The organism is Tepidibacter sp. Z1-5, assembly GCF_037844525.1.
GTDB lineage: Bacteria > Bacillota > Clostridia > Peptostreptococcales > Peptostreptococcaceae > Tepidibacter_A.
On the sequence record NZ_JBBMMD010000004.1, the window covers coordinates 89,159 to 113,210 of the forward strand.

Sequence of the window (24,052 nt, forward strand, 5' to 3'; positions counted from 1 at the left end):
TAAAATAAATTAATTCGGGGGGATAAATTATGAAAAAAGTTTTAATTGTATTTTTTATATCTTTATTTTGTTTTATGAGTACTATATCTTACTTAAATGATATATATAAAAACAGAGATAATTATAAAGAAAAATTGATAAGATTTCATGTTATAGCAAATAGTGATTCTCAAAATGATCAAGAATTAAAGTTAAAAGTTAGAGATAAAATAATAGCATTTTTATCTCCAAAGTTAGAAAAATCAAAAAGCATAGAAGAGACTAAAGATATTATTACAAATAATATTAAAAACATACAGAAGATAGCTTCAGATGAAATACATGAAAATAATAAAGAATATGCAGTAACAGCGAGTTTAGATTACTCAAATTTTCCTACAAAAAAATATTCTAATATAGTATTACCTGCTGGAGAGTATAAAGCATTAAAGGTTGTAATAGGAGACGGTAAAGGTAAGAACTGGTGGTGCGTAATGTTTCCACCACTATGTTTTATAGATATAAATCATGGAATAACAAACGATAAAACCGAGAAAAATTTGAGAAAAGTCCTTACCAAAGAAGAATATAAAATGATATTAGTTGATAATAAAGATGTTAAATTAAAATTTAAAATAGTAGAAATATTAGAAAAAATAAAGAACAAGAACATTAAATTAGATTTAGTCAAAAGATAATAGGAGTGATCTATTTTGAAAAAAATACTATTATTAGTTTCAGTGTTTTCGATATTAATATTATCGTGTATAGCATTTTATGTAGATGATTATATATCATATGGTCAATCTAATATATTTTGGGGTTCAAAAGGCGATGATGTTAAAGTAGTTCAAACTAAGCTTAAAGACTGGGGATATTACAATGGATCTATAGATGGAGTATATGGATACAAAACCTATGAATCTATAAAGAAATTCCAAAAAAAGAATAATTTAAAACAAGATGGTGTAGTTGGAGATGAAACTAAAAAAGCACTTGGAATACAAACTCAAACTAAAAAGGTGGCAACGTCTAGAAATGATGAGATATATCTCTTATCCCAGGCTATAACAGGAGAAGCTAGAGGTGAGCCTTATATAGGACAGGTAAGTGTAGGGGCTGTTATTTTAAATAGAACTAAAGATTCTAGATTTCCACACTCAATAGCTGGAGTTATATATCAACCAGGAGCATTTACTGCAGTTGATGATGGTCAGATAAATATGAAACCATCACAATCGTGTATAAAAGCTGCAAATGATGCCATTAATGGATGGGATCCAACAGGTGGAGCGGTATACTATTGGAATCCGGCAACAGCTACGAGCTCATGGATATGGAAATTAAAACCTATGTTTAAGGTAGGCAAGCATTGGTTTGCAAAAGAAACTTACTAGAAAGAAGTGATATTTTGAATTTAAATAAAAAAACAAATATATTATTGGGTTTACTTGTTATTTGCTTTATATGGGGAATGACAGGATATTCACAAAAAACAGCATACAAGAGAAGTTTAAATGCTCAATATCAAAGAATGTTTTACGATGTTATAGGCAATGTAGAGACTATACAATCAGATTTATCTAAGGTTAATGTAAGTAATTCTACAAATCAAAATATAGTACTTCTTACAGATATAATGAGTCAGTCTTATTCTGCTCAAGATAAAATATCTCAGCTTCCCCTTAATCACAAGTCTATGGCAAAGACTGAAAAGTTTTTAACTCAGACAGGGGATTATGCTATAACATTGGCAAAAGAAGCTTTAGACGATAAACATCTAAATGAAAAGGAAAGAAAAAAAATATCAGAACTTCAAGAAAGTGCTCAATATTTATCAAAAGAATTAGGAAAAGTACAGTCTGATATAGCAAAGGATAGAGTTGAGTTCACAGATATTGCATCAAAAGCAAATAAAAAAATGAAAAAATCAAATCCAAACATAATGGCAACTAGTATGATAAGAATAGAGGAGAGGATGGGTGAAACACCAGAACTTATCTATGACGGTCCATTTTCAGAGCATATAGGGAATATAAAACCTAGACTTAAAGGAGATAAAATAGACAAAGACAAAGCCAAAGAAATAGCTTCAAATTTTCTGAAATACAAAAAAATAGAAGAACTTAATTATGATGGAAGAATAAAGAATAATTCAATTCCAGGATATATATTTAATAATGGAAATATAAGTTTATCTGTAAGTGAAACTGCTGGAAAAATAGTATGGATGATAGATACAAGAAAAATAGGACAGCCTTCTATAGATAAGAAAAAGGCTCTTGAATTGGCTAAAAAGTTTTTAAAAGATATTGAATATGAAAATATGGTTCCTACTTATTCTCTTACTAACAATGGAGCAACAACATTCAATTTTTGCTATAAACAAGAAGGCGTTAGTATATATCCAGATTTAATCAAAGTAAAGGTGGCGCTTGATAATGGAGAGATAGTAGGGCTTGAATCACAAGGATATTTAATTAGCCACTTCGATAGAAAGATAAGAAAACCAGAGGTTACACTTGAAGATGCTACCAAAAATATAATAGATGGTGCGAAAATATTAAAGCATAAATTGAGTATTGTTCCTAGTGAAGGAAAAAAAGAAAAACTTTGTTATGAATTTAAAGTTGAGTATAAAGGAAGAGATTTCTTAATATATGTAGATGCTATAACAGGTAAGCAACAAAAAATATTTGAATTAATAAAAAATCCAAATGGTACATTAACTATGTAGTATAAAGAAGCTTATTGCTTCTTTATTTTTTTGTAAAAATAAAATATAATCAAAAAGGTAGTATATAGCATATAATTATAAATAACATATATTGGGAAAGAGGGTGTTTTTGTGGAAAAAATTAATGTGGCTTTAATATTTGGAGGAAAATCTGGAGAACATGAGGTTTCTTTATCATCTGCTTCTTCTATATATAAATATATAAACAAGGAAAAGTATAATATATATACAATAGGTATAACTAAAGATGGAAACTGGATGTACTATGAAGGAGACGTAGAAAAAATAAAAAATGGAAGCTGGGAAAAAGAAGCTAAAAAAGATGTTAAAATAAATTTGATACCAACTTTAAACCAGCAGGTAGGTTTAGAATTTGAGGATAATACATTTAAAAAAATAGATGTGTTATTTCCAATTTTACATGGTCCATATGGGGAAGATGGTTCTATCCAAGGGTTGTTTGAAATAAGCAATATAGCATATGTTGGATGTAATGTATTAGCATCTAGTGTTGGAATGGATAAATTAGTTTGTAAAAAAGTATTTGAACAGGAGAATATACCTCAAGTTAAATATACTTATACTACAAGATGTGAATTTGATAATGATGAAGAAGGGCAATTAAGCTCAATAGAAAGCATGATTCCGTATCCGATATTTATAAAGCCTGCAAATTTAGGATCTAGTGTTGGAATATCAAAGGCTAAAAATAAAGAAGAGCTAACAAAAGGAATAAAAGAAGCTTTAGAATACGATAGAAGAGTAGTTTTAGAAGAAGGTGTGGATGCAAAAGAGATAGAAGTATCTGTTTTAGGAAATGAAAAAGTAAAAGCTTCAGTGGTGGGAGAGATAATACCTGCTAAAGAGTTTTATGATTATGAAGCTAAGTATTTAAATGAATCATCAAAACTTATAATACCAGCAAAAATAGAAGAAAATATAAGTGAACAAATTAGAGAAATGGCTATAAAAGCGTTTAAATCAATTGATGGATGTGGACTTTCTAGAGTGGATTTTTTTGTAGAAAAACGAACTAACAATATATATATAAATGAAATAAATACTATGCCTGGATTTACTAATATAAGTATGTATCCTAAGTTATGGGAAAGTACAGGGATTTCATATGATAAGTTAATAGATGAACTTATAAACTTAGCTATAAAAAGACATGAGGAAAAATTAGCTAAGAAGATTTAAATGAGGTGGATGAAATGGGAGAAAATGTTTTAATAAAAATAAACACTGTTCAAATGGATTTCAAAGGTAATAAAGATAATATAGAATTAATAACAGAAGGAAAGCTATATGTGAAAAATAATGCTACTTATGTAGTATATGAGGAATCTGAGATATCGGGTATGAAAGGTACTACTAGTAGATTGAAAATAACTGAAGATTGCATAGTTATCAAAAAAATAGGTAGAAATAATTCTGAATTAGTATTTGAATTAGGGAAAAGATTCAAAACACTGTATAGGACACCTCATGGAAGTTTTGATATGGAAATTGTAACTAAAAAAATAGAAATAAATACAATTAATTCTCATAAAAATTTGGATATAACAATAGAGTATGATTTAAACATAAGTGGTTTATTTGAAGGTAAAAACTCTATAAATATAAAAATAAATTAGAAAGTCATATAAGAAACGGTAAAAAGTAGTTCAATTTGCACTACCTTTTATCGTTTTTATTTGTTATTATAATTATGAATAAATATGACAAAAAAAATTATCGTTATAGAGGTGATTCATTTGAAATCTAATGAAAATAAAATGGGAATTTCTATTGTTTTGACTATACTAATGGTCGGACTGTTAATTACATCATCTTTTATTTTATTATTACAATTTGAAGGTACTGAAAAATTAATGTATACATTAAATAGTTTGGGAATAATAAAAAGTATGGATAAAGAACTAAAAGAAGAAATTGAAGAATTTCCATATATCTCTATTATATCTAATTATGACAAAAATAAAATTGATAATTTAAAACATAATGAAAGATTAATGTATTACAAAATAAAAAAGCATTCTCAGCTTAAGCCTGATGAAATACAAGCGCTACTCGATCTTATGAAAGAATCAAAATTTAGATATGACTATTACATATCTGCTATGAAAACAGAGGATCATTTGAATTTGATATCGTATGAATATATATATTCTATACTTCCAGATGAATATAAACAATTAATAAATAAAAATATACAAGGGAAATCATATGAATATAAAGAAGTATATACAAATGGAATTTATTTTAAATATTTAACTGACACTTATAAAGATGATTACGAAATGATATTTAATGATTACAATATGGGTTATCTTGAAACTAAAGAGTATTATAGAAGGAACAATAGTTTTAATAGCAATTTCTATATTAGATGTATGAATAATATAGATTTGTATAAGGATATTAATAGATACTATATAAAATGCATAAATAAGAGGGATATATAATGATTATAAATAAAGTTAGAGAAACAATTAAAAAGCATAATTTAGTAAATGATGGGGATAAAATAATACTAGGGGTTTCAGGAGGACCTGATTCTATATGTATGCTCCATATATTGAATTACTTAAAAGATGAATTTAATATAAAGATATATGCAGCTCATTTAAATCACAAAATAAGGGGAATTGAAGCACAAAAGGATGCTATGTATGTAGCAAAGATATGTGATATTATGAGAGTTCCATGTTTTATAAGAGCAATAGATGTTCCAGCTTATTGCAAGGAAAAAGGAGTTTCATTGGAAGAAGGAGCTAGAATATTAAGATATAATATGTTCTTTGAAATAAAAGATAAGATATATGCTAATAAAATAGCTATTGCTCACAACATAAACGATCAAGCAGAAACTGTTATTATGAGAATGATGAGAGGGACTGGACTTCAAGGATTGAAGGGAATACAGTATAAAAGAGAAGACGGTATTATAAGACCTCTACTGGATGTAGATAGACAGGATATAGAAAAATACTGTGAGCAAAATAATTTAAATCCTAGAATAGATCAAACTAATTTAGAAGAAATATATACTAGAAATAAAATAAGACTTAAACTAATTCCATATATGGTTGAAAATTTTAATCCAAATTTAAAGGAATCTATAGCGAGAATGACAAATCTACTAAAGGATGATAGTGACTTTATAATGGAACAATCAAATAAATCATTTGATGAGATGTGTTCTAAAATATCTGACAATATGATATCAGTTGATGTAGATAAATTTAGAAATACTCATAAAGCTTTAAAAAATAGAATTATTAGAAAATGTATTGATTCTGTTTTAGGGAACATAAAAGGAATAGAACAAAAACATATACAGGATGTAAATGATTTGATTAATTCAGATAAAAATAATATTAGAATAGATTTACCTAAAGGAATACTGGTATATAAAAAGAGTGGAAGTATAATATTTACAGATGAAGAGATTATAGAAGAAAAAATAAGTTATGATTATATTATTCCTAAAAGTGGATATATAAAAATAAAGGAATCAAATACTATAGTTGAGAGTAAAATATTAAGTATTGATGAATATAAAAAATCTAGCAATGACAAATATGTGAAATTCTTCGACGCTGATAAAATTAAAGGAAGTTTGCATATAAGAAATAGAAGAAATGGTGACAAAATTAAATTACTAGGATCGGGGGGGAGTAAAAAAATAAAAGACTTGTTCATAGATTTAAAAATACCTAAAGAAGAAAGAGATTTGATTCCGATTTTATCGGATGAAAAAGGAATCATTTGGGTTATAGGACATAGAATGAGTGAAGATTATAAAATAGATTCAAATACTGAGAATATTTTAAGAATAAGCTTTAGAGCTTTATAATCTCAATATTATTACAAGTAGAGTATATAACTTAGTTGTATTGTATTGGTGTTTTATTTATGATAGAATAAACTAAAATTGTTGACCTGAGAGAAAGGAGGGCTCTATTTGAAGAAATTATTTAAAGGAGCAACTTTTTATTTGCTTGTATTTATAATAATAGTTTCAATAGTCCAAACTCTTGGTAAACCTTCAAAGGGAATAGAAAATCTAGATTTTTCTTTGGTTTATCAGGAATTAGTTAAAGAAAATATATCAGAGCTTACATTTACAGATGAGATAATTGAAGGAACAATAAAGAGTAATAACACACATTTTAGGTCTTATGTACCTTATGCGGTAAGTAAAGACAATCTTTCGGATATTGTTTTAAAACAAGTTACAGAAGGAAAGCTTGTACTTATAGGAAAACCAGAACCTCAAACACCTTGGTTCTTTGAAATACTACCATCTATATTTATGATACTTATATTTGTAGTATTTTGGTTTGTATTTATGCAGCAATCACAAGGTGGAGGAAGCCGTGTTATGAATTTTGGAAAGTCAAAAGCCAAACTTCATAAAGGAGATGAGAAGAATAAAGTTACATTTGATGATGTAGCAGGTCTTGAAGAAGAAAAAGAAGACCTTCAAGAAGTGGTGGATTTTCTTAAGAATCCTAAAAGATATATCGATCTTGGGGCTAGAATACCTAAAGGAATATTAATGGTAGGTCCTCCAGGAACTGGTAAAACATATCTTTCAAGAGCTGTTGCAGGAGAGGCTGAAGTTCCGTTTTTCAGTATAAGTGGTTCGGACTTTGTAGAGATGTTCGTAGGAGTAGGAGCATCTAGAGTTAGAGATTTATTTGAACAAGCTAAGAAAAATTCTCCATGTATTATATTTATAGATGAAATAGATGCTGTAGGTAGAAAAAGAGGAGCAGGTCTTGGCGGAGGTCATGATGAGAGAGAGCAAACTCTAAATCAACTTTTAGTTGAGATGGATGGATTTGGTGTTAATGAAGGTATAATAATAATGGCAGCTACAAATAGACCGGATATACTAGATCCAGCTTTACTTAGACCAGGTAGATTTGATAGACAAGTGCTTGTTGGAGCTCCTGATGTTAAAGGTAGAGAAGCGATACTTAAGGTTCATGCAAAGAACAAGCCGTTATCAGATGATGTTAACTTAAAGGTTTTAGCTAGAAGAACTCCTGGATTTACTCCAGCAGATATAGAAAACCTTATGAATGAAGCAGCTATATTAACTGCTAGAAAAAGAGAGAAGACTATAAAAATGGACACTATAGAAGAGTCTATAACTAAGGTTATAGCTGGTCCTGCTAAAAAGACTAGGGTAATAAGTGAAAAAGAAAGAAAGTTAACAGCATATCATGAGGCTGGTCATGCAGTTGCGGCGCAACTTCTTCCTAATACAGATCCTGTACATCAGGTAACTATAATACCTAGAGGAAGAGCCGGAGGATTTACTATGCAGCTTCCAAAAGAAGATAAGTATTATGCGACTAAGATGCAAATGCAAGAAAATCTTATAGTTCTTCTTGGAGGAAGAGTTGCAGAATATCTTGTTCTTGATGATATATCAACTGGAGCTCAAAATGATTTAGATAGAGTATCTCAAACAGCAAGAGCTATGGTTACAAGATATGGTATGAGTGAAAAATTAGGACCTATGACGTTTGGCGATAATTCTGATGAGGTATTCTTAGGAAGGGATTTCACTTCAAAGAGAAATTATTCTGAGGAAGTCGCATCGGAAATAGATAGAGAAATAAGTGGAATAGTAGATGAAGCTTATAACAGAACTAAAAAGCTATTAGACGATAACATAGATAAACTACATTATGTTGCTAAATGTCTTTTAAAATACGAGACGTTGGATGTAAATCAGTTTAAACAAGCATTTAATAAAGAATTATCACTTGAAGATTACGATGAAATATCTGTTGATAAAGAAGAGGATAATGAATAAGGTTGAGATTTCTCAACCTTATTTTTTTTGTCTTATTTTAAATTTGTTGAAAATAAATTATATAGAATATATAAGTGTATATTTTATGTAATTTAAAGCTGTAGTTTAAGCAAGTGGATTTTTTTAAGTAGATTATAGTTGATTAATTCAAATTGTCTAAACAGTTTTAAAATTACAACAAAACAAGAAGGATTTAGTTAAAAAATGTAGAAAATAAGTAAGTATGTATGCAATTCAAATTTCACAAATGTACAATTATGAAATTTTAGAATCATGAACTTTCATAATCAAATATAAGGGGGCGAAATGAATGAGTTGTAATAATAAATTACAAGATTGTTTTAAAAAGTGGGAAGAAGAAAACTTAGAAAAAGCTTTATCTAAATTTGGGGAGAGAAAACCTCGATTTTTATCAGGATCGAATGAAGAGGTGAAAAGACTGTATACACCTCTTGATATAGAGGATGTTGATTATTGTGATTTAGGATTTCCGGGACAGTACCCTTTTACCAGAGGTGTACAGCCTACTATGTATAGAGGAAAGTTATGGACAATGAGAATGTATGCTGGCTTTGCAACTGCAGAAGAGTCAAACAAAAGATATAAGTATCTAATAGAGCAGGGTTCTATGGGTCTATCGGTAGCATTTGATCTTCCTACTCAAATGGGATATGATTCAGATGATTCTATTTCTGAAGGAGAAGTTGGGAAGGTTGGGGTTGCAATAGATTCTCTTGAAGATATGGAAATATTATTTGAGGGAATCCCTCTTGATAAGGTTTCAACATCTATGACTATAAATGCTCCTGCATCTGTTTTGCTTGCAATGTATATAGCGGTTGCACAAAAACAAGGTGTTAGCATGGATAAATTAAGAGGAACTATTCAAAATGATATACTCAAAGAATATGTTGCAAGGGGAACTTATATATTCCCAACAAAACCTTCTATGAGACTTATAACTAATATATTTGAATATTGCTCTAAAAATGTTCCGAAGTGGAATACAATAAGTATATCTGGATACCACATAAGAGAGGCTGGATCTACTGCTATTCAGGAAGTAGCATTTACTTTATCCAATGGAATAGCATATGTAAATGCAGCTATAGATGCAGGTCTTAATGTAGATGATTTTGCTCCAAGGCTTTCATTTTTCTTTAATGCACATAATGATTTATTTGAAGAAATTGGTAAGTATAGAGCTGCGAGAAGATTGTGGGCTAAAATTATGAAGGAAAGATTTAAAGCTAAAAAAGAAAAATCATTGATGCTTAAATTCCATACTCAAACAGGGGGATCAACTCTTACTGCTCAACAGCCTGAAAATAACATAGTTCGTGTTGCTATTCAAACTCTTGCGGCTGTTATGGGTGGAACTCAATCTCTTCATACTAATTCTAAAGATGAGGCATTGGCTCTTCCTACTGAGGATTCTGTTAGAACGGCACTTAGAACTCAACAAATAGTAGCTCATGAAAGTGGAGTAGCGGATACTATAGATCCACTTGCAGGTTCTTATTATGTTGAGAGTTTAACTAATAAAATAGAGGAAGAGGCAATGGAATTAATAGAAAAAATAGACGCTCTTGGTGGATCTGCTGCTGCTATAGATAAGGGATATATGCAACAAGAAATAATGGAGAGTGCATATAGATATCAAAAAGAAATAGAAAATGATGAAAGAATAATAGTCGGTATGAATAAGTTTAAGATAGAAGAAGAAGCTCCAAAGGATCTTTTAAGAGTTGACCCTAGTGTTGGAGAAAGAAAGATAGAAAAACTAAAAGAATTAAGAGATAGAAGAGACAATGAACTTGTTAAGAAGAACTTAGATGATTTAAGAAAGGCTTGTCAGGGCGATGATAATTTAATGCCTTACATTCTTGATGCTGTTAATTCGTATGCAACGCTCGGAGAAATCTGTGGTGTTATGAGGGAAGAGTTTGGTGAATATAAACAAAGTGTAATGATATAGTATAAAGGGGGAGAAAATAATATGAGACCTATAAGAGTATTAGTTGCAAAGCCTGGACTTGATGGGCATGATAGAGGAGCGAAGGTTATAGCAAGAGCTTTTAGAGATGTAGGGATGGAGGTTATATACACAGGACTTAGACAAACGCCTGAACAGATAGTTCAAACTGCGATTCAAGAAGATGTTGATGTTGTTGCAATGAGTATTTTATCTGGTGCTCACAATCATCTTCTTCCAAAGGTCGTTAAACTTTTAAAAGAAGAAGAAGTTTATGATGATATACTTGTAATTGGAGGGGGAGTTATTCCTGATGAGGATATTCCTTATCTTAAAGAAAATGGAATAGCAGAAGTATTCACTCCGGGTACAACAACTACTACAACTATAGATTTTATAAAAGCAAATCTAAAAAGATCAATAGATTAATAAGGTTGTGAAAATATGGATCTTATAAAAAACTTATTAGAAGGGAATAAGAGAGCTTGTGCAAGGCTTATTTCTATAATAGAAAATGAACAAGAAGGTTATTTTGATATATTAAAAGATATACATAGAAATACAAAAGGAGCGTATGTAATAGGTATAACAGGTCCTCCAGGAGCAGGAAAATCAACTTTGACTGATAAATTAGTAAAAAAACTTAGAAAAGTGGGTAAAAAAGTTGGGATTATAGCAATAGATCCAACTAGCCCCTTTTCTAAGGGAGCTATACTTGGAGATAGGATAAGGATGGGTGATTTGAATTTAGATCCAGGCGTATTTATAAGGTCAATGGGAACTAGAGGTTATTTAGGAGGATTGTCTAAAGCCACTTATGGAGCAATAAAAGTTATGGATGCTTATGGGTGTGATTATATATTTGTTGAAACTGTAGGTGTTGGACAGTCAGAGGTTGATATAGTTAAAACTGCTGATACTACAGTTATGGTTATGGTTCCTGGTCTTGGAGATGATATACAAGCTATAAAAGCAGGGGTTATGGAAATTGGAGATGTATTTGTTGTAAATAAATCTGATAAAGAAGGAGCTAAAAGAACTTTACTTGAGATAGAGATGATGTTAGATTTTAAGAAGGATTGGGATTTTAGACCTCCTGTTTCAATGGTTGTTGCAAATGATGGAAGCGGAGTAGATGAATTGCTTCAAAATATTATTAATCATAAGAGTTATCAACAAGAAAGTGATGTATTAAAAAGTAAGGTGCTTCAGAGAACTAAGTCTGAAATAAAAGAGATAATAAATAGAAAAATAGAAAGAGAAATTCAAAATATACAAAGTGAAAAAGAAGTAGAGGATATGATAATTAAAACATTAAGCAAAGAGTCTGATCCTTATACTGTAAGTGAGAAAATATTTAATAAACTTATAAAGTGAAACTTAGAATTTTTATTTTGCTGATAACTTGTTAAGATAGCTACATTTGCAACTATTTTGAGCAACGGAGCACGTAAGGGATCGTTGGCAACATGAGTCAGTGCGTAGAGACTAGACGAATTTTGATTAAAAAGGGGGATATTGATATGGATATAAGTAGGGTTGATCATATAGGTATAGCTATTAAAAATCTTGATGAGACTTTAAAGTTTTATGAGGATGTTCTTGGAATAAAGTGCGAGGGAATTGAGATTGTTGAAGATCAAAAGGTTAAGGTGGCATTTTTACCTGTTGGAGATACTGAACTTGAACTTTTGGAATCAACTTCTGAAGATGGACCTATAGCTAAGTTTATTGAAAAAAATGGTGGTAGAAATGGACTTCAGCATATAGCTGTAAGGGTAGATGATATAGAGAAAGCTATAGAAGAAGTTAAGGAAAAAGGATATAGAATGATAGATGAAAAGCCTAGATATGGAGCAGGTGGAGCAAAAATTGCATTTTGTCATCCTAAGAGTACTCATGGTATATTACTTGAATTAAGCCAAAGGGATTAGAGAGGGGGATTTAAAATGTCACAAAATAAGCTGGAGATTCTTTTGGATAAAAGAGCTAAGATAGAGCTTGGTGGAGGAGAAAAAAGAATACAAAAGCAACATGATTCTGGAAAGCTTACAGCAAGAGAAAGACTTAATATATTGTTTGATGAAGGAACTTTTGTTGAGTTAGATGCTTTTGTAAAACATAGATGCAACCATTTTGGTATGGAAAAAGTAGATGCTCCTGGAGAAGGAGTTGTAACAGGATATGGGAAGGTAGAAGGTAGATTGGTTTATGCATTTGCTCAAGATTTTACTGTTTTAGGAGGATCTCTTGGAGAGATGCATGCTAAAAAAATGGAAAAGGTTATGGATATGGCTCTTAAAATGGGAGCTCCTGTAGTTGGCCTTAATGATTCTGGTGGAGCTAGAATTCAAGAGGGTGTAGATGCCTTGGCAGGGTATGGAAAAATATTTTATAAAAATACTATAGCTTCTGGTGTTATTCCTCAAATATCTGCCATAATGGGGCCTTGTGCAGGGGGAGCAGTTTATTCACCAGCACTTACTGATTTTATATTTATGGTTGATAAAACTAGCCAGATGTTCATAACTGGTCCTCAAGTCATAAAGACTGTTACAGGAGAAGAAGTTAGCGCACAAGATCTTGGTGGAGCTATGACTCATAATGCCACATCTGGTGTGGCACACTTTGTATCTGAATCTGATGAGGACTGCATAATGGGAATTAGAAAATTACTTAGCTTTTTGCCTTCTAATAATTTAGAAAAAACTCCTATATTAGATTGTGATGATTTTAATGAAAAAATAGATATTCTAGACACTATAATGCCTGATAATTCAAATAAACCGTATAATATGAAAGATATAATAACAAGTGTAGTTGATGATAGTGATTTCTTTGAAGTTCAACCTTATTTTGCAAGAAATATACTTACGGGATTTGCAAGAATTAATGGAGAATCTGTAGGAATAATAGCTAATCAACCTACATATATGGCTGGGTGTCTTGATATAAATGCATCTGATAAAGCTTCTAGATTTATCAGAACTTGTGATGCATTTAATGTTCCTATTTTAAATTTTGTAGACGTTCCTGGATTCTTACCGGGTACATCTCAAGAGTATGGGGGAGTTATTAGGCATGGAGCTAAGATGCTTTATGCATATAGTGAAGCTACGGTTCCAAAGGTTACTATAATAACAAGAAAGGCTTATGGAGGATCTTATCTTGCTATGTGTTCTAAAGATTTGGGAGCTGACATTGTATATGCTTGGCCAAGTGCTGAAATTGCAGTTATGGGACCTGATGGAGCTGCTAATATAATATTTAGAAAAGATATAAAAGCTTCTGATGATCCTGCATCGGTTAGAACAGAAAAGGTTAAGGAGTATAGAGATGAATTTGCAAACCCTTATCAAGCAGCTCAAAGAGGTTTTGTAGATGATGTTATACAACCATCTTTAACTAGAATCAGACTTTGCGATGCTTTTGATGTTTTAAAATCGAAAAGGGAAAGTAGACCTCCTAAGAAACATGGAAATATTCCACTTTAAAATAAGAGGGTGAAACTATGAATTTGACTAATTTATTAGATGTTATGAAAAATGATATAACAGCACTTACAAAATCGGAACAATTGATTGCTAGTTTAGTTGTTACGCTACTTGCTATGTGTATAGTATTTGTGGTTCTTATGATTATAATGTATGCTGTAAAAATCATGACAAAATCTAGCTCTGAACCTAAAAAGGAGAAAAAGCAAATAATTGTAAAACAAGATGTAAAACCAGATCAAGATGATAAAGAAATAGTTGCAGCTATAAGTGCAGCTGTAGCTTGTGCTTTAAATACATCGACTAATAATATTATTATTAAAAAGATAAAGAAAAGTGAAAACAGTGATAATGCGTGGTCAAAGCTTGGAAGAATAGAGCAAATGAGTTCAATGCTAGGGGGATATGAATATGATAAAAAAATTTAATGTTAAGGTAAATGGGGTTTGTTATGATGTTGAAGTGGAAGAAATAAAAGGAAGTTCGACTTCTTCAAAACAAAAAAACTTATCTATTAATGAATCGAAAGCAATTGAGCCTAAGGTAGAAAAAAATATTCCTGTAAAAGAAGAAGTTAAGTTGAATAATAATATATCTAGTAATTCAGGTTCTGCTAATTCAGTAAAAGCTCCTATGCCTGGAACTATAAATGATATAAAAGTTAATAAGGGAGATAGTGTTACTAAGGGTCAAGTTCTTTTAATACTTGAAGCTATGAAAATGGAAAATGAGATAATGGCACCAACAGATGGCGTTATCGAAGATATACATGTAAGTAAAGGGGCATCTGTAAGTGCGGGTGAGATTATTATAGGTATTGCTTAAAAAAGTAAGAAAGGGGATTACCCATGGGAGAAGTTGTATTTAATTTCATACAAAGTACGGGTATATACAATGTTATCACAGATTTTGGATTGTACTATAAGCAGATAATAATGATTGGGGTAGGTTGCTTTTTATTATATCTAGCTATAAAAAAAGGGTTTGAGCCTCTTTTACTGGTTCCAATAGCATTTGGTATGATTCTTACAAATTTACCGTTATCAGATATTATGAGTCATCCTCAGATTCTTTTAAATATACATCCTATCAAAACACAAGATGCAGCTATGCAGGCACAACAAGGGATTTTGGCTGTTGATATTAAGAATAAGTTTCCTGGAGGGCTACTTCACTATCTATATCAAGGAGATGAACTTGGTATATTTCCTCCTTTAATATTTATGGGTGTTGGAGCTATGACTGACTTTGGACCATTAATAGCAAATCCTAAGAGCTTGCTTTTAGGAGCCGCTGCTCAATTTGGTATATTCTTTACATTTATAGGTGCTATATTCTTAAAGTTTGATGCTCAAGCAGCATCGTCAATAGCTATAATAGGAGGGGCAGATGGACCTACTGCTATATATTTAACTGCTAAGTTAAAGCCGGAATTATTAGGTCCAATAGCGGTTGCTGCTTATTCTTATATGGCTTTAGTTCCTATAATTCAGCCACCTATTATGAGATTGTTAACTACTAAGGAAGAAAGAAATATAGTTATGGATCAGTTAAGACCAGTATCTAAAAAGGAAAAGATAATATTTCCTATAATGGTTACTATAATAGTTTCTCTGATATTACCATCTGCTTCTACTTTGATAGGAATGTTAATGTTCGGTAATTTATTCAAAGAATCTGGAGTTACTGATAGATTATCAAAGACTGCATCAAATGAGCTTATGAATATAGTTACTATATTCTTGGGAATTTCAGTAGGAGCAACTGCAACTGGAGATGCTTTCTTAACTTTTCAAACAATTGAGATATTTATTCTTGGAGTTATAGCATTTAGCATAGGAACTGCAAGTGGTGTTGTTTTGGCTAAGATAATGAATAAATTCTCTAAGAATCCGATAAATCCACTTATAGGCTCGGCTGGAGTATCAGCAGTACCCATGGCTGCAAGGGTTTCTAATAAGGTAGGACAACAAGAAAACCCAGGAAACTTCCTTTTGATGCACGCTATGGGACCAAATGTTGCAGGGGTTATAGGTTCAGCTGTTGCAGCTGGAGTATTACTTAGTTTATTTGGTTAAATAAATTGTATAGTATTTAAGCTAAAATAAAGCTTATTAAAATAACGTAAATGCGTTAAATGTTTTTATAAAACTAAGAATTACATCGTATTGAATATCCTAAAAGTTCTAAACTCGCTACACTCAGACAACGAACTTTCTTAACGGATATTCAAACGATGTAATACAAGTTTTATTCAAAAACATTTAAATGATTTACTAACATTTTAATAAGCTTTATTTTTAATATAGGGTCTTTCTAAACTATGTGTGTTTTGATATAGTTTTCTTATACTATTTAATTTGAAAAGAGGGATTGTATGAGAAGTGAGATAATTAAAATCCTATTAGATAATAAAGATGAGTTTGTATCTGGGGAAGATATATCTGAAAAATTAGGAATAACTAGAAGTGCTGTAAGTAAGCATATAAAGAATATAAAAAGTCAAGGTTATGATATAGAATCTATAACTAGAAAAGGTCATAAGATAATTGGATGCCCTGATGTGTTAAGTGGTGGTATTATAAAGCATGATTTAAATACAAGATTTATAGGGAAAGAAGTTATTCATTTTGATACTATAGGTTCTACTAATGATTATGCGAAGAAGATAGCTGTAGATTCTATTGACGGAACTGTTGTCGTTTCGGAAGAACAGACAAGCGGAAGGGGAAGAAGAGGTAAAGGATGGCATTCTATTAAGGGAGATGGTATATGGCTAAGTATTGTACTGAAGCCAGATATATATCCTCATAAGGCTCCTTTTATAACTCAAATAGCAGGAGCAAGCATTGTTAAGGCTCTTAGAAACCTTAAAATAGATGCTTATATAAAGTGGCCAAATGATATTATTGTAAATAATAAAAAGGTAAGTGGCATATTAACAGAACTTGGAGCAGAAATAGATAGAATAAATTATATAGTACTTGGCATTGGTATGAATGTTAAGACTATGGATTTTCCAGATGATATACAGAGTATAGCAACGTCTATACTTAAAGAAGGTAATAATGTAAAAAGAATAGATATATTAAAGAATATATTGGAAGAATTTGAAAAATTATATTTAGATTATGTAGAAAGAAATGACAAATCTAATTGCATAAAAATATGTAAAGAAAGTTCTGCTATACTGGGGAAAAAAATATATATAATAAATGGGGATCAAAAAAGAAAGGTAAAATGTATAGATATAAATCAAGAAGGTAATCTTGTAATAATAAATAAAGATAATGATATTGAAGAACTAATATCTGGAGAAGTATCTATAAGAGGAGAGCATAATTATGTATAACAGTATATTGGACATTGATGGAATAAAAATAGGACAAGTTGAAGATTTAAAGGGAATTACAGGTTGTACAGTTATAATTTGCGAAAAAGGGGCTTGTTGCGGAGTTGATGTTAGGGGATCTGCGCCTGGAACTAGAGAGACTGATCTTTTAAATCCTATAAATATGGTAGATAAAGTACATTCTATAGTATTATCTGGAGGTTCTGCGTTTGGACTTGAGTCTACTTGTGGGGTCATGAAATATTTGGAAGAGAATAATATTGGATTTGATGTGGGGGTTACGAAGGTACCTATAGTAGTAGGAGCTGTATTGTTTGATCTTCATGTTGGAGATTGTAGTATAAGACCGGATTATAATATGGGATATAAAGCTTGCGAGGAGGCATCAAGCACTGAATTAAAGCAGGGGAATTATGGTGCAGGTTTTGGAGCTACTATTGGTAAATTCAAAGGTATTGATTATGCAACAAAGGGCGGAATAGGAAGTTATTCTATAAAGCTTGATAATGGATTAGTTGTAAGTGCTATAATCGCTGTTAATCCGTTTGGAGATGTCTATGAAGGAGATACTATAATAGCAGGTTGTCTTGATAATGATAAGAAAAACTTTGTAAATACTGTGGAGCTTATGAAGTCTGGGGTTAATTCAAAAGATTTTTCTATGCAAAATACTACTATAGGGGCTGTTATTACTAATGCTAAGTTTAATAAAGCTGAATGTGCTAAATTAGCTCAAATGTCTCATAATGGTTATGCTAAGGCTATATCACCTATACATACTATGTATGATGGTGATACTATATTTGCCATGGCAACTGGAGAAATAGAAGCTGATCTAAATCTAGTTGGAACATTGGCAGTACAAGTAGTTCAAAAAAGTATAATAAATGCGGTGAAAAATGCAAGTTCGATAAAACATATTCCGTCGTTTAAAGACTTAAAGCTTAAATAATAAAAAAGTCTTTATTTGATAGATTTTGAATGTAAACTTTTTTGAAAACCATAAGGGAAATTATATTTATCTACAATTTAAAGATGAATGTAATTTCCTATTTATTATAAAAAATTTGCTGTTGAAACTTGTATACAATATTGATAAAATTAAATAGTTATGGCGGGCATCCAAATAGGAGTCTGACCGTATTGATATAAATATAAAAAATTAAAAGAAGTCTGGCATCTATATGAGCCAGAACCGGAGGTGTAGAAATTGATCGCGACAAGAAGTTTATCAACAAGAAAAATGACAGTAATAGGAATGCTAGGAGCCGTTTCTATAGTATTGGGTATGACGCCACTAGGATTTATCCCTATAGGACCTACTAAGGCCACTATAATGCACATACCAGTAATTATTGCAGCTATGATTGAGGGTCCTTTGGTTGGAGCTATTGTGGGACTTATATTTGGAATATTTAGTATGATACAGAGTATAACAAGCCCAACTGTAGTATCATTTGTATTTTGGAATCCATTAGTATCTGTAGTGCCAAGAATATTGATTGGTATAGTTTCTTATTACTCTTATGCATCAATTAAAAAAATAATAAAAAACGATACATTGGCAGTCGCTTTTACTGGTGCTATAGGAACATTAACTAACACTGTGGGAGTTCTTTTTATGATTTATATGCTTTATGGAGTTAGATTTGTTGAGGCTATAGGACAAGATATAAGCTCGGTAGGTAAGATAATAATGGGAATAGGAATAACTAATGGTATACCAGAGATGATAGTTGCTATATTAATAGTAACAGGCGTAATGAGGGGACTTAAGCTCATATCAAAATAGAAAGAAGGTAAATAATATGCTACTTGTATTTGATGTAGGGAATACAAATACAGTATTAGGAGTTTATGACGGAAAAAAATTAAAGCATCACTGGAGAATAAGTACAGATAAAAATAAAACTTCTGATGAATATGGAATGCTTATAGATAGTTTATTTAGATATGAAAATATTAAATTTGATAATATAAAAGACGTTATAATATCGTCTGTAGTTCCTAATGTAATGCATGCATTAGAGAATTTTTCGAAAAATTATTGTAAGAAAGAACCTTTAGTAGTAGGTCCTGGAGTAAAGAACGGTATAAATATAAAATATGATAATCCAAAGCAGGTAGGAGCAGATAGAATAGTTAATGCGGTTGCAGGCTATGAAAAATACAAAACAGCTCTTATATTAGTTGATTTCGGAACTGCTACAACATTTTGTGCAGTATCTGATAAAGGAGAATATTTAGGTGGAACTATATGTCCCGGAATAAATATATCTAGCGAAGCTTTATTCCAAAAAGCATCAAAGCTTCCTAGAGTAGAGCTTATAAAACCTGGTATGACTATATGTAAAAATACTGTATCGGCTATGCAATCAGGTATAATATACGGATATGCAGGTCTTGTAGATAATATAGTTAAAATGATGAAATTAGAAATTAAAAGCGATAATGTAAAGGTAGTTGCAACAGGAGGATTATCTACACTTATAGCTTCAGAATCTCAGAGTATAGATTATGTAGATAAATTCTTGACACTAGAGGGTCTTAGAATAATATATGATAGAAATAAAGAATAGCTATAATTGAATTGGGTCAAAAGCCCAATTCTTTTTGTTCTATATTAAAGAAATTATATATTTATTAAATCTGAGGGAAACTTATATGGTTAAGCAAAAAATGGCGCTCGTTGAAATGTCGTTACTTAGTCAATTAAATGAGCGTCATTTTTAATTGCCAATAAATCTTTAGAATAAAAATTTTTTATAATAAATTGCAGATGGAGGTCGTTTTATGAATATTGGAAATGTAGAAATAGATAATAAAGTATTTTTAGCACCGATGGCTGGAGTTACAGATCTTCCATTTAGACTTTTGTGTAAAGAAATGAATTGTGGTTTATTATACACAGAAATGATAAATGCTAAAGCTCTTTGTTATGATGATGACAATACAAAGTCTATGCTTAAGATGAATTCTAAAGAACATCCTGTTAATATTCAAATATTTGGATCGGAAGTTGAGTATATGGGTAAGGCTGCATATATATTAAATAGTTATCCAAATGAATTACTTGATATAAATATGGGGTGTCCAGCTCCTAAAGTAGTAAAAAATGGAGATGGATCAGCTCTTATGAAAAATCCAAAACTTGCATCAAAGATATTAAAAGAAGTAGTTAAGAATTCTGAAAAACCGGTGACTCTTAAGATAAGAAAAGGATGGGATGCAGGGAGTATAAATGCTATTGAAATAGCAAAAATAGCAGAAGATGCAGGTATTAGTGCGATAGCTATTCACGGTAGAACAAGAGAAGAGTTCTATTCAGGAAAGGCAGATTGGGATATAATAAAGAATGTAAAAGAATCGGTTAGTATACCTGTAATAGGAAATGGTGATATATTTGAAGTTGAAGATGCTGTTAATATGATAAATAAAACAAATTGTGATGCGGTAATGATAGGAAGAGGATCACAGGGAAACCCGTGGATATTTAAAAGAGTTTCTCATTATATGAAAACAGGTGAAGTGCTTCCAGAACCTACTAAACAGGAAAAACTAACTACAGCTATTAGGCATTTAAGTATGTCAATAGAGTTAAAAGGTGAGTATATAGGAATAAGAGAAATGAGAAAACATTTGGGGTGGTATTTAAAAGGACTTAAAGGATCTGCTAAAGTGAGAGACGAAATAAATAAGCTTGAAAGTTATGATGCAGTTAAAGATAAATTAACATCTTATTTAGAAGAGTCCTTGACATAGCAAAAATAGTAACTTATAATATAGCGCAAATGCTAAATAAGATTCAATTTAATTCAAACATTATTTATTTAACATAAAGTGAAATTTAATTCAGATGGAATTTTTACTCCAACTGAATTTATAGTTGCGTAAGTGACCTTTTGGGTAAACAAATCCAGAAGTTGTAGAGTCTTATATTTACCATTAAGACTGAGGTATATTAAAACTCTTAGCTTTTGGATAAAGTGAAACTTATATTAACTAAATTTAAAATAAATCGGATTGTATAAATCTGAATAAAAAAAGGAGATGTGGGGAAATGGATACTACTAAGGAAGTATTATTAACTAAAGAAGGACATAAGAAAATAGAAGATGAATTAGAGTTTTTAAAGGCGGTAAGAAGAAAAGAAGTAGCAGAAAGAATTAAGATAGCTATATCTTTTGGAGATATATCGGAGAACTCAGAGTATGATGAAGCTAAAAATGAACAAGCTCAACTTGAAGAAAGAATATTAAAGCTTGAGAATATGCTTACGAAAGCTGTTATCATAGATGAAAGTAAAATAGATTTGAGCATAGTTACTATAGGCTCTGTAGTTAAAGTCAATGATATCGACTTTGATGAAGAGGTAGAATACACTATAGTAGGTTCAGCAGAAGCAGATCCATATGAATTTAAGATTTCGAATGAATCTCCTGTTGGAAGAGCTCTTTTGGGAAGAAAAGTAGGAGATAAAGTAGACGTTCAAGTTCCTGATGGAATGGCTAAGTTTGAGATTTTAGAAATAAAAAGATAATATGGAGGGGAATTAGATGACTGAAGAACTAAATTTAAATGAAATGCTTAAGATAAGAAGAGAAAAATTATCAAAACTTCAAGAAATGGGTAAAAATCCGTTTAAAGTAGAAAAGTATGACTTAACTCATCATAGTATAGATATAAAAGATAACTTTGAAGAGTTAGAAGGAAAAGAAGTTTCAATAGCTGGACGCTTAATGAGTAAAAGAGTTCAAGGGAAAGCATCTTTTGTTGACATACAAGATCAAGACGGAAGAATTCAATGCTATGTAAGAAAAGATAGAATAGGTGAAGAAGAGTATGATTTATTCGTAACGTATGATATAGGAGACATAGTAGGAATAAAAGGAGAAGTTTTCAAAACTAAAAAAGAAGAAATATCTGTAAAGGCAAACGAAGTTCAACTTTTAAGTAAATCGCTTCAAACACTGCCAGAAAAATTCCACGGACTTAAAGACCAAGATTTAAGATACAGACAAAGATACGTAGATTTAATAGTTAACCCTGAAGTTAAGAAAGCCTTCTTGACAAGAAATAAGGCTACAAAAGCTATTAAAGAATACTTAGACAATAGAGGATATCTAGAGGTTGATACACCAATACTTAACACTATAGCTGGTGGAGCATCTGCAAAACCATTTATAACTCACCATAATACTTTAGGAATAGATATGTACTTAAGAATAGCTAATGAGCTTTACTTAAAGAGATTAATAGTTGGTGGATTTGAAAAAGTATATGAGATGGGCAGAATGTTTAGAAATGAAGGAATGTCTATAAAGCATAACCCTGAGTATACTTGTATAGAATTATACGAAGCTTATGCTGATTATAAAGACATGATGGAAATGACTGAAAATATAGTTGCATATGCTGCTCAACAGGCTCTTGGTACTACTAAAATCAATTATCAAGGAACTGAGATAGATTTTACTCCGCCATGGAATAGAATGACTATGCAAGAAGCCGTAAAGCAATATGCTGGTGTTGATTTTGATCAAATCAAGACGGATGAAGAAGCTGTAAAAGTAGCAAAGGAAAAAGGATTAGAAATAAAGCCAGAGATGACTAGAGGACATGTTATAAATGATTTATTTGAAGAATATGCAGAACAGCATTTAATTCAACCGACATTTATAACTCATCATCCAGTAGAGGTATCTCCTCTTGCTAAACGTAATCCGGAAGATCCATCTATAACTAATAGATTTGAAGCATTTGTAAACACTTGGGAGATAGCTAATGCATTCTCTGAACTTAATGATCCTATTGATCAGAGAGGAAGATTTATGGCTCAATTAAGACAAAGAGAATTAGGAGATGACGAAGCTCATATGCTAGATGAGGACTTTTTAAATGCATTAGAAGTAGGTCTTCCTCCTACAGGTGGATTAGGAATAGGAATAGATAGAGTTATGATGCTTTTAACTAACGCAAGTTCGATAAGAGACGTAATATTATTCCCAACTATGAAACCTATAGTAGATAAAGTTGATAATATAGAAGAATAGGAATATATACACTCCCAGACTTTATTAAAGTCTGGGACTTTTTTATCAAATGAAATAAATAGGGTAAAATGTTGGAATTTGAATATTAATTAATAGAGGAAAGTATGATATTATTATAGAATGTAATATAGAATGTGAAAATTTAGATTAAAAGCTTTATATAAGTAAGTTATAAAATTGGAAAGCGAAATCATAAAGCAAATTTTGATATAAATATTATGAAAAGAGGGAGTGAGATGTTAATAAATTGGATATGCTTAATATGTATAGTATCTATTGTAACTCAAGTAATGATTTTTCTTTATTTCAATGCATTATCTGATATAAAAAGAAATAAACCTGTGAAAAGAAAAAGAAGAGAATCTTACCAAAACCAATACTCTAAAACGTCGAATTATACTGATAAAATAGCTAAATAAAGAATAAATAAAAGAAAAATTTAAAAAAGTGTTGACGAATATGTCCAAAGGTGATATATTATTACTTGTCCTCAACAACGAGGCAAACACGAAACACACAATGAACTTTGAAAATTAAACAGTAGGTTATAAATAAATCACAAACAGTGATTTTCGGAATAAACAAACATAAAGTCAGTTACTGAGTACTGACAAACTTTTATT

Annotated in this window: 24 protein-coding genes; all 24 read left to right on the forward strand. The window is 30.8% G+C overall.

Translation table 11 applies throughout. The features are described from left to right. Positions 1–29 precede the first annotated feature (29 nt). The 24 genes from spoIIR to WJW32_RS01250 all read left to right on the forward strand — a co-directional run bounded on the left by spoIIR (position 30) and on the right by WJW32_RS01250 (position 23,848). Positions 30–677, forward strand: a complete 648-nt coding sequence (gene spoIIR, locus WJW32_RS01135) for a stage II sporulation protein R (RefSeq protein ID WP_340253741.1) — start codon at positions 30–32, stop codon at positions 675–677. Positions 678–692: 15 nt separating this feature from the next. Further along, a complete protein-coding gene (sleB, locus tag WJW32_RS01140; protein ID WP_340253744.1) occupies positions 693–1,376 on the forward strand; it encodes a spore cortex-lytic enzyme in 684 nt (227 codons plus the stop codon). Beyond that, positions 1,352–2,716: a germination protein YpeB gene (ypeB, locus tag WJW32_RS01145; protein ID WP_340253747.1), complete on the forward strand. Its 1,365-nt coding sequence runs from the start codon at positions 1,352–1,354 to the stop codon at positions 2,714–2,716. Before sleB ends, ypeB begins: the two co-directional genes overlap by 25 nt. A gap of 111 nt (positions 2,717–2,827) precedes the next feature. Next, the gene (locus WJW32_RS01150) at positions 2,828–3,916 is read left to right on the forward strand and encodes a D-alanine--D-alanine ligase (RefSeq protein WP_340253750.1); all 1,089 of its coding nucleotides are present in this window, start codon (positions 2,828–2,830) and stop codon (positions 3,914–3,916) included. A gap of 14 nt (positions 3,917–3,930) precedes the next feature. Further along, the gene (locus tag WJW32_RS01155; protein ID WP_340253753.1) at positions 3,931–4,353 is read left to right on the forward strand and encodes a DUF1934 domain-containing protein; all 423 of its coding nucleotides are present in this window, start codon (positions 3,931–3,933) and stop codon (positions 4,351–4,353) included. 120 nt (positions 4,354–4,473) lie between these two features. Beyond that, a complete protein-coding gene (locus WJW32_RS01160; protein WP_340253756.1) occupies positions 4,474–5,184 on the forward strand; it encodes a hypothetical protein in 711 nt (236 codons plus the stop codon). Next, positions 5,184–6,578, forward strand: coding sequence for a tRNA lysidine(34) synthetase TilS (tilS, locus tag WJW32_RS01165; protein WP_340253759.1), 1,395 nt, complete (start codon positions 5,184–5,186; stop codon positions 6,576–6,578). The genes WJW32_RS01160 and tilS overlap by 1 nt, the downstream gene beginning before the upstream one ends. A gap of 108 nt (positions 6,579–6,686) precedes the next feature. Next, positions 6,687–8,555 carry an ATP-dependent zinc metalloprotease FtsH gene (gene ftsH / locus WJW32_RS01170; protein ID WP_340253762.1) on the forward strand — a complete coding sequence of 623 codons (1,869 nt, stop codon included), beginning with the start codon at positions 6,687–6,689 and terminating at the stop codon, positions 8,553–8,555. Positions 8,556–8,865: 310 nt separating this feature from the next. Further along, on the forward strand, positions 8,866–10,533 hold the full coding sequence (locus tag WJW32_RS01175; RefSeq protein WP_340253765.1) for an acyl-CoA mutase large subunit family protein: 1,668 nt from the start codon (positions 8,866–8,868) through the stop codon (positions 10,531–10,533). A 21-nt stretch (positions 10,534–10,554) separates the two neighbouring features. Continuing rightward, on the forward strand, positions 10,555–10,959 hold the full coding sequence (locus tag WJW32_RS01180; RefSeq protein ID WP_340253768.1) for a cobalamin B12-binding domain-containing protein: 405 nt from the start codon (positions 10,555–10,557) through the stop codon (positions 10,957–10,959). 15 nt (positions 10,960–10,974) lie between these two features. Continuing rightward, entirely contained in the window at positions 10,975–11,907 is a 933-nt protein-coding gene (gene meaB / locus WJW32_RS01185; protein ID WP_340253771.1) for a methylmalonyl Co-A mutase-associated GTPase MeaB, read from the forward strand. A 146-nt stretch (positions 11,908–12,053) separates the two neighbouring features. Next, positions 12,054–12,464, forward strand: a complete 411-nt coding sequence (gene mce / locus WJW32_RS01190) for a methylmalonyl-CoA epimerase (protein WP_340253774.1) — start codon at positions 12,054–12,056, stop codon at positions 12,462–12,464. A gap of 15 nt (positions 12,465–12,479) precedes the next feature. Then, entirely contained in the window at positions 12,480–14,024 is a 1,545-nt protein-coding gene (gene mmdA / locus WJW32_RS01195; RefSeq protein ID WP_340253777.1) for a methylmalonyl-CoA decarboxylase subunit alpha, read from the forward strand. Positions 14,025–14,041: 17 nt separating this feature from the next. Further along, entirely contained in the window at positions 14,042–14,452 is a 411-nt protein-coding gene (locus tag WJW32_RS01200; protein WP_340253780.1) for an OadG family protein, read from the forward strand. Beyond that, entirely contained in the window at positions 14,436–14,849 is a 414-nt protein-coding gene (locus WJW32_RS01205; protein WP_340253783.1) for a biotin/lipoyl-containing protein, read from the forward strand. The genes WJW32_RS01200 and WJW32_RS01205 overlap by 17 nt, the downstream gene beginning before the upstream one ends. A gap of 23 nt (positions 14,850–14,872) precedes the next feature. After that, positions 14,873–16,102, forward strand: coding sequence for a sodium ion-translocating decarboxylase subunit beta (locus tag WJW32_RS01210; protein ID WP_445330191.1), 1,230 nt, complete (start codon positions 14,873–14,875; stop codon positions 16,100–16,102). A 299-nt stretch (positions 16,103–16,401) separates the two neighbouring features. Then, positions 16,402–17,376 (forward strand): biotin--[acetyl-CoA-carboxylase] ligase, encoded by a 975-nt coding sequence (locus WJW32_RS01215; protein ID WP_340253786.1) that lies wholly within the window; start codon positions 16,402–16,404, stop codon positions 17,374–17,376. Then, complete coding sequence (locus tag WJW32_RS01220) at positions 17,369–18,328, forward strand: P1 family peptidase (protein ID WP_340253789.1); 960 nt, start codon at positions 17,369–17,371, stop codon at positions 18,326–18,328. Before WJW32_RS01215 ends, WJW32_RS01220 begins: the two co-directional genes overlap by 8 nt. A 258-nt stretch (positions 18,329–18,586) precedes the next feature. Continuing rightward, on the forward strand, positions 18,587–19,168 hold the full coding sequence (locus tag WJW32_RS01225) for an ECF transporter S component (protein ID WP_340253792.1): 582 nt from the start codon (positions 18,587–18,589) through the stop codon (positions 19,166–19,168). A 16-nt stretch (positions 19,169–19,184) separates the two neighbouring features. Next, positions 19,185–19,955 (forward strand): type III pantothenate kinase, encoded by a 771-nt coding sequence (locus WJW32_RS01230; RefSeq protein ID WP_340253795.1) that lies wholly within the window; start codon positions 19,185–19,187, stop codon positions 19,953–19,955. 214 nt (positions 19,956–20,169) lie between these two features. Next, entirely contained in the window at positions 20,170–21,138 is a 969-nt protein-coding gene (gene dusB, locus WJW32_RS01235) for a tRNA dihydrouridine synthase DusB (RefSeq protein ID WP_340253798.1), read from the forward strand. A 298-nt stretch (positions 21,139–21,436) separates the two neighbouring features. Then, positions 21,437–21,916 carry a transcription elongation factor GreA gene (greA, locus tag WJW32_RS01240; protein WP_340253801.1) on the forward strand — a complete coding sequence of 160 codons (480 nt, stop codon included), beginning with the start codon at positions 21,437–21,439 and terminating at the stop codon, positions 21,914–21,916. 16 nt (positions 21,917–21,932) lie between these two features. Beyond that, positions 21,933–23,429, forward strand: coding sequence for a lysine--tRNA ligase (gene lysS, locus WJW32_RS01245; RefSeq protein WP_340253804.1), 1,497 nt, complete (start codon positions 21,933–21,935; stop codon positions 23,427–23,429). 236 nt (positions 23,430–23,665) lie between these two features. Further along, a complete protein-coding gene (locus WJW32_RS01250) occupies positions 23,666–23,848 on the forward strand; it encodes a hypothetical protein (RefSeq protein WP_340253807.1) in 183 nt (60 codons plus the stop codon). Positions 23,849–24,052 lie beyond the last annotated feature (204 nt).

Bases quoted from the DNA above. Each gene is read 5' to 3' on its own strand.
- dusB (WP_340253798.1), top strand. From the start codon at position 20,170: ATGAATATTGGAAATGTAGAAATAGATAATAAAGTATTTTTAGCACCG.
- WJW32_RS01210 (WP_445330191.1), top strand. From the start codon at position 14,873: ATGGGAGAAGTTGTATTTAATTTCATACAAAGTACGGGTATATACAAT.
- meaB (WP_340253771.1), top strand. From the start codon at position 10,975: ATGGATCTTATAAAAAACTTATTAGAAGGGAATAAGAGAGCTTGTGCA.
- greA (WP_340253801.1), top strand. From the start codon at position 21,437: ATGGATACTACTAAGGAAGTATTATTAACTAAAGAAGGACATAAGAAA.
- mce (WP_340253774.1), top strand. From the start codon at position 12,054: ATGGATATAAGTAGGGTTGATCATATAGGTATAGCTATTAAAAATCTT.
- WJW32_RS01220 (WP_340253789.1), top strand. From the start codon at position 17,369: ATGTATAACAGTATATTGGACATTGATGGAATAAAAATAGGACAAGTT.
- WJW32_RS01180 (WP_340253768.1), top strand. From the start codon at position 10,555: ATGAGACCTATAAGAGTATTAGTTGCAAAGCCTGGACTTGATGGGCAT.
- WJW32_RS01205 (WP_340253783.1), top strand. From the start codon at position 14,436: ATGATAAAAAAATTTAATGTTAAGGTAAATGGGGTTTGTTATGATGTT.
- WJW32_RS01215 (WP_340253786.1), top strand. From the start codon at position 16,402: ATGAGAAGTGAGATAATTAAAATCCTATTAGATAATAAAGATGAGTTT.
- spoIIR (WP_340253741.1), top strand. From the start codon at position 30: ATGAAAAAAGTTTTAATTGTATTTTTTATATCTTTATTTTGTTTTATG.
- WJW32_RS01250 (WP_340253807.1), top strand. From the start codon at position 23,666: ATGTTAATAAATTGGATATGCTTAATATGTATAGTATCTATTGTAACT.
- lysS (WP_340253804.1), top strand. From the start codon at position 21,933: ATGACTGAAGAACTAAATTTAAATGAAATGCTTAAGATAAGAAGAGAA.
- WJW32_RS01200 (WP_340253780.1), top strand. From the start codon at position 14,042: ATGAATTTGACTAATTTATTAGATGTTATGAAAAATGATATAACAGCA.
- WJW32_RS01155 (WP_340253753.1), top strand. From the start codon at position 3,931: ATGGGAGAAAATGTTTTAATAAAAATAAACACTGTTCAAATGGATTTC.
- WJW32_RS01175 (WP_340253765.1), top strand. From the start codon at position 8,866: ATGAGTTGTAATAATAAATTACAAGATTGTTTTAAAAAGTGGGAAGAA.
- tilS (WP_340253759.1), top strand. From the start codon at position 5,184: ATGATTATAAATAAAGTTAGAGAAACAATTAAAAAGCATAATTTAGTA.
- WJW32_RS01230 (WP_340253795.1), top strand. From the start codon at position 19,185: ATGCTACTTGTATTTGATGTAGGGAATACAAATACAGTATTAGGAGTT.
- mmdA (WP_340253777.1), top strand. From the start codon at position 12,480: ATGTCACAAAATAAGCTGGAGATTCTTTTGGATAAAAGAGCTAAGATA.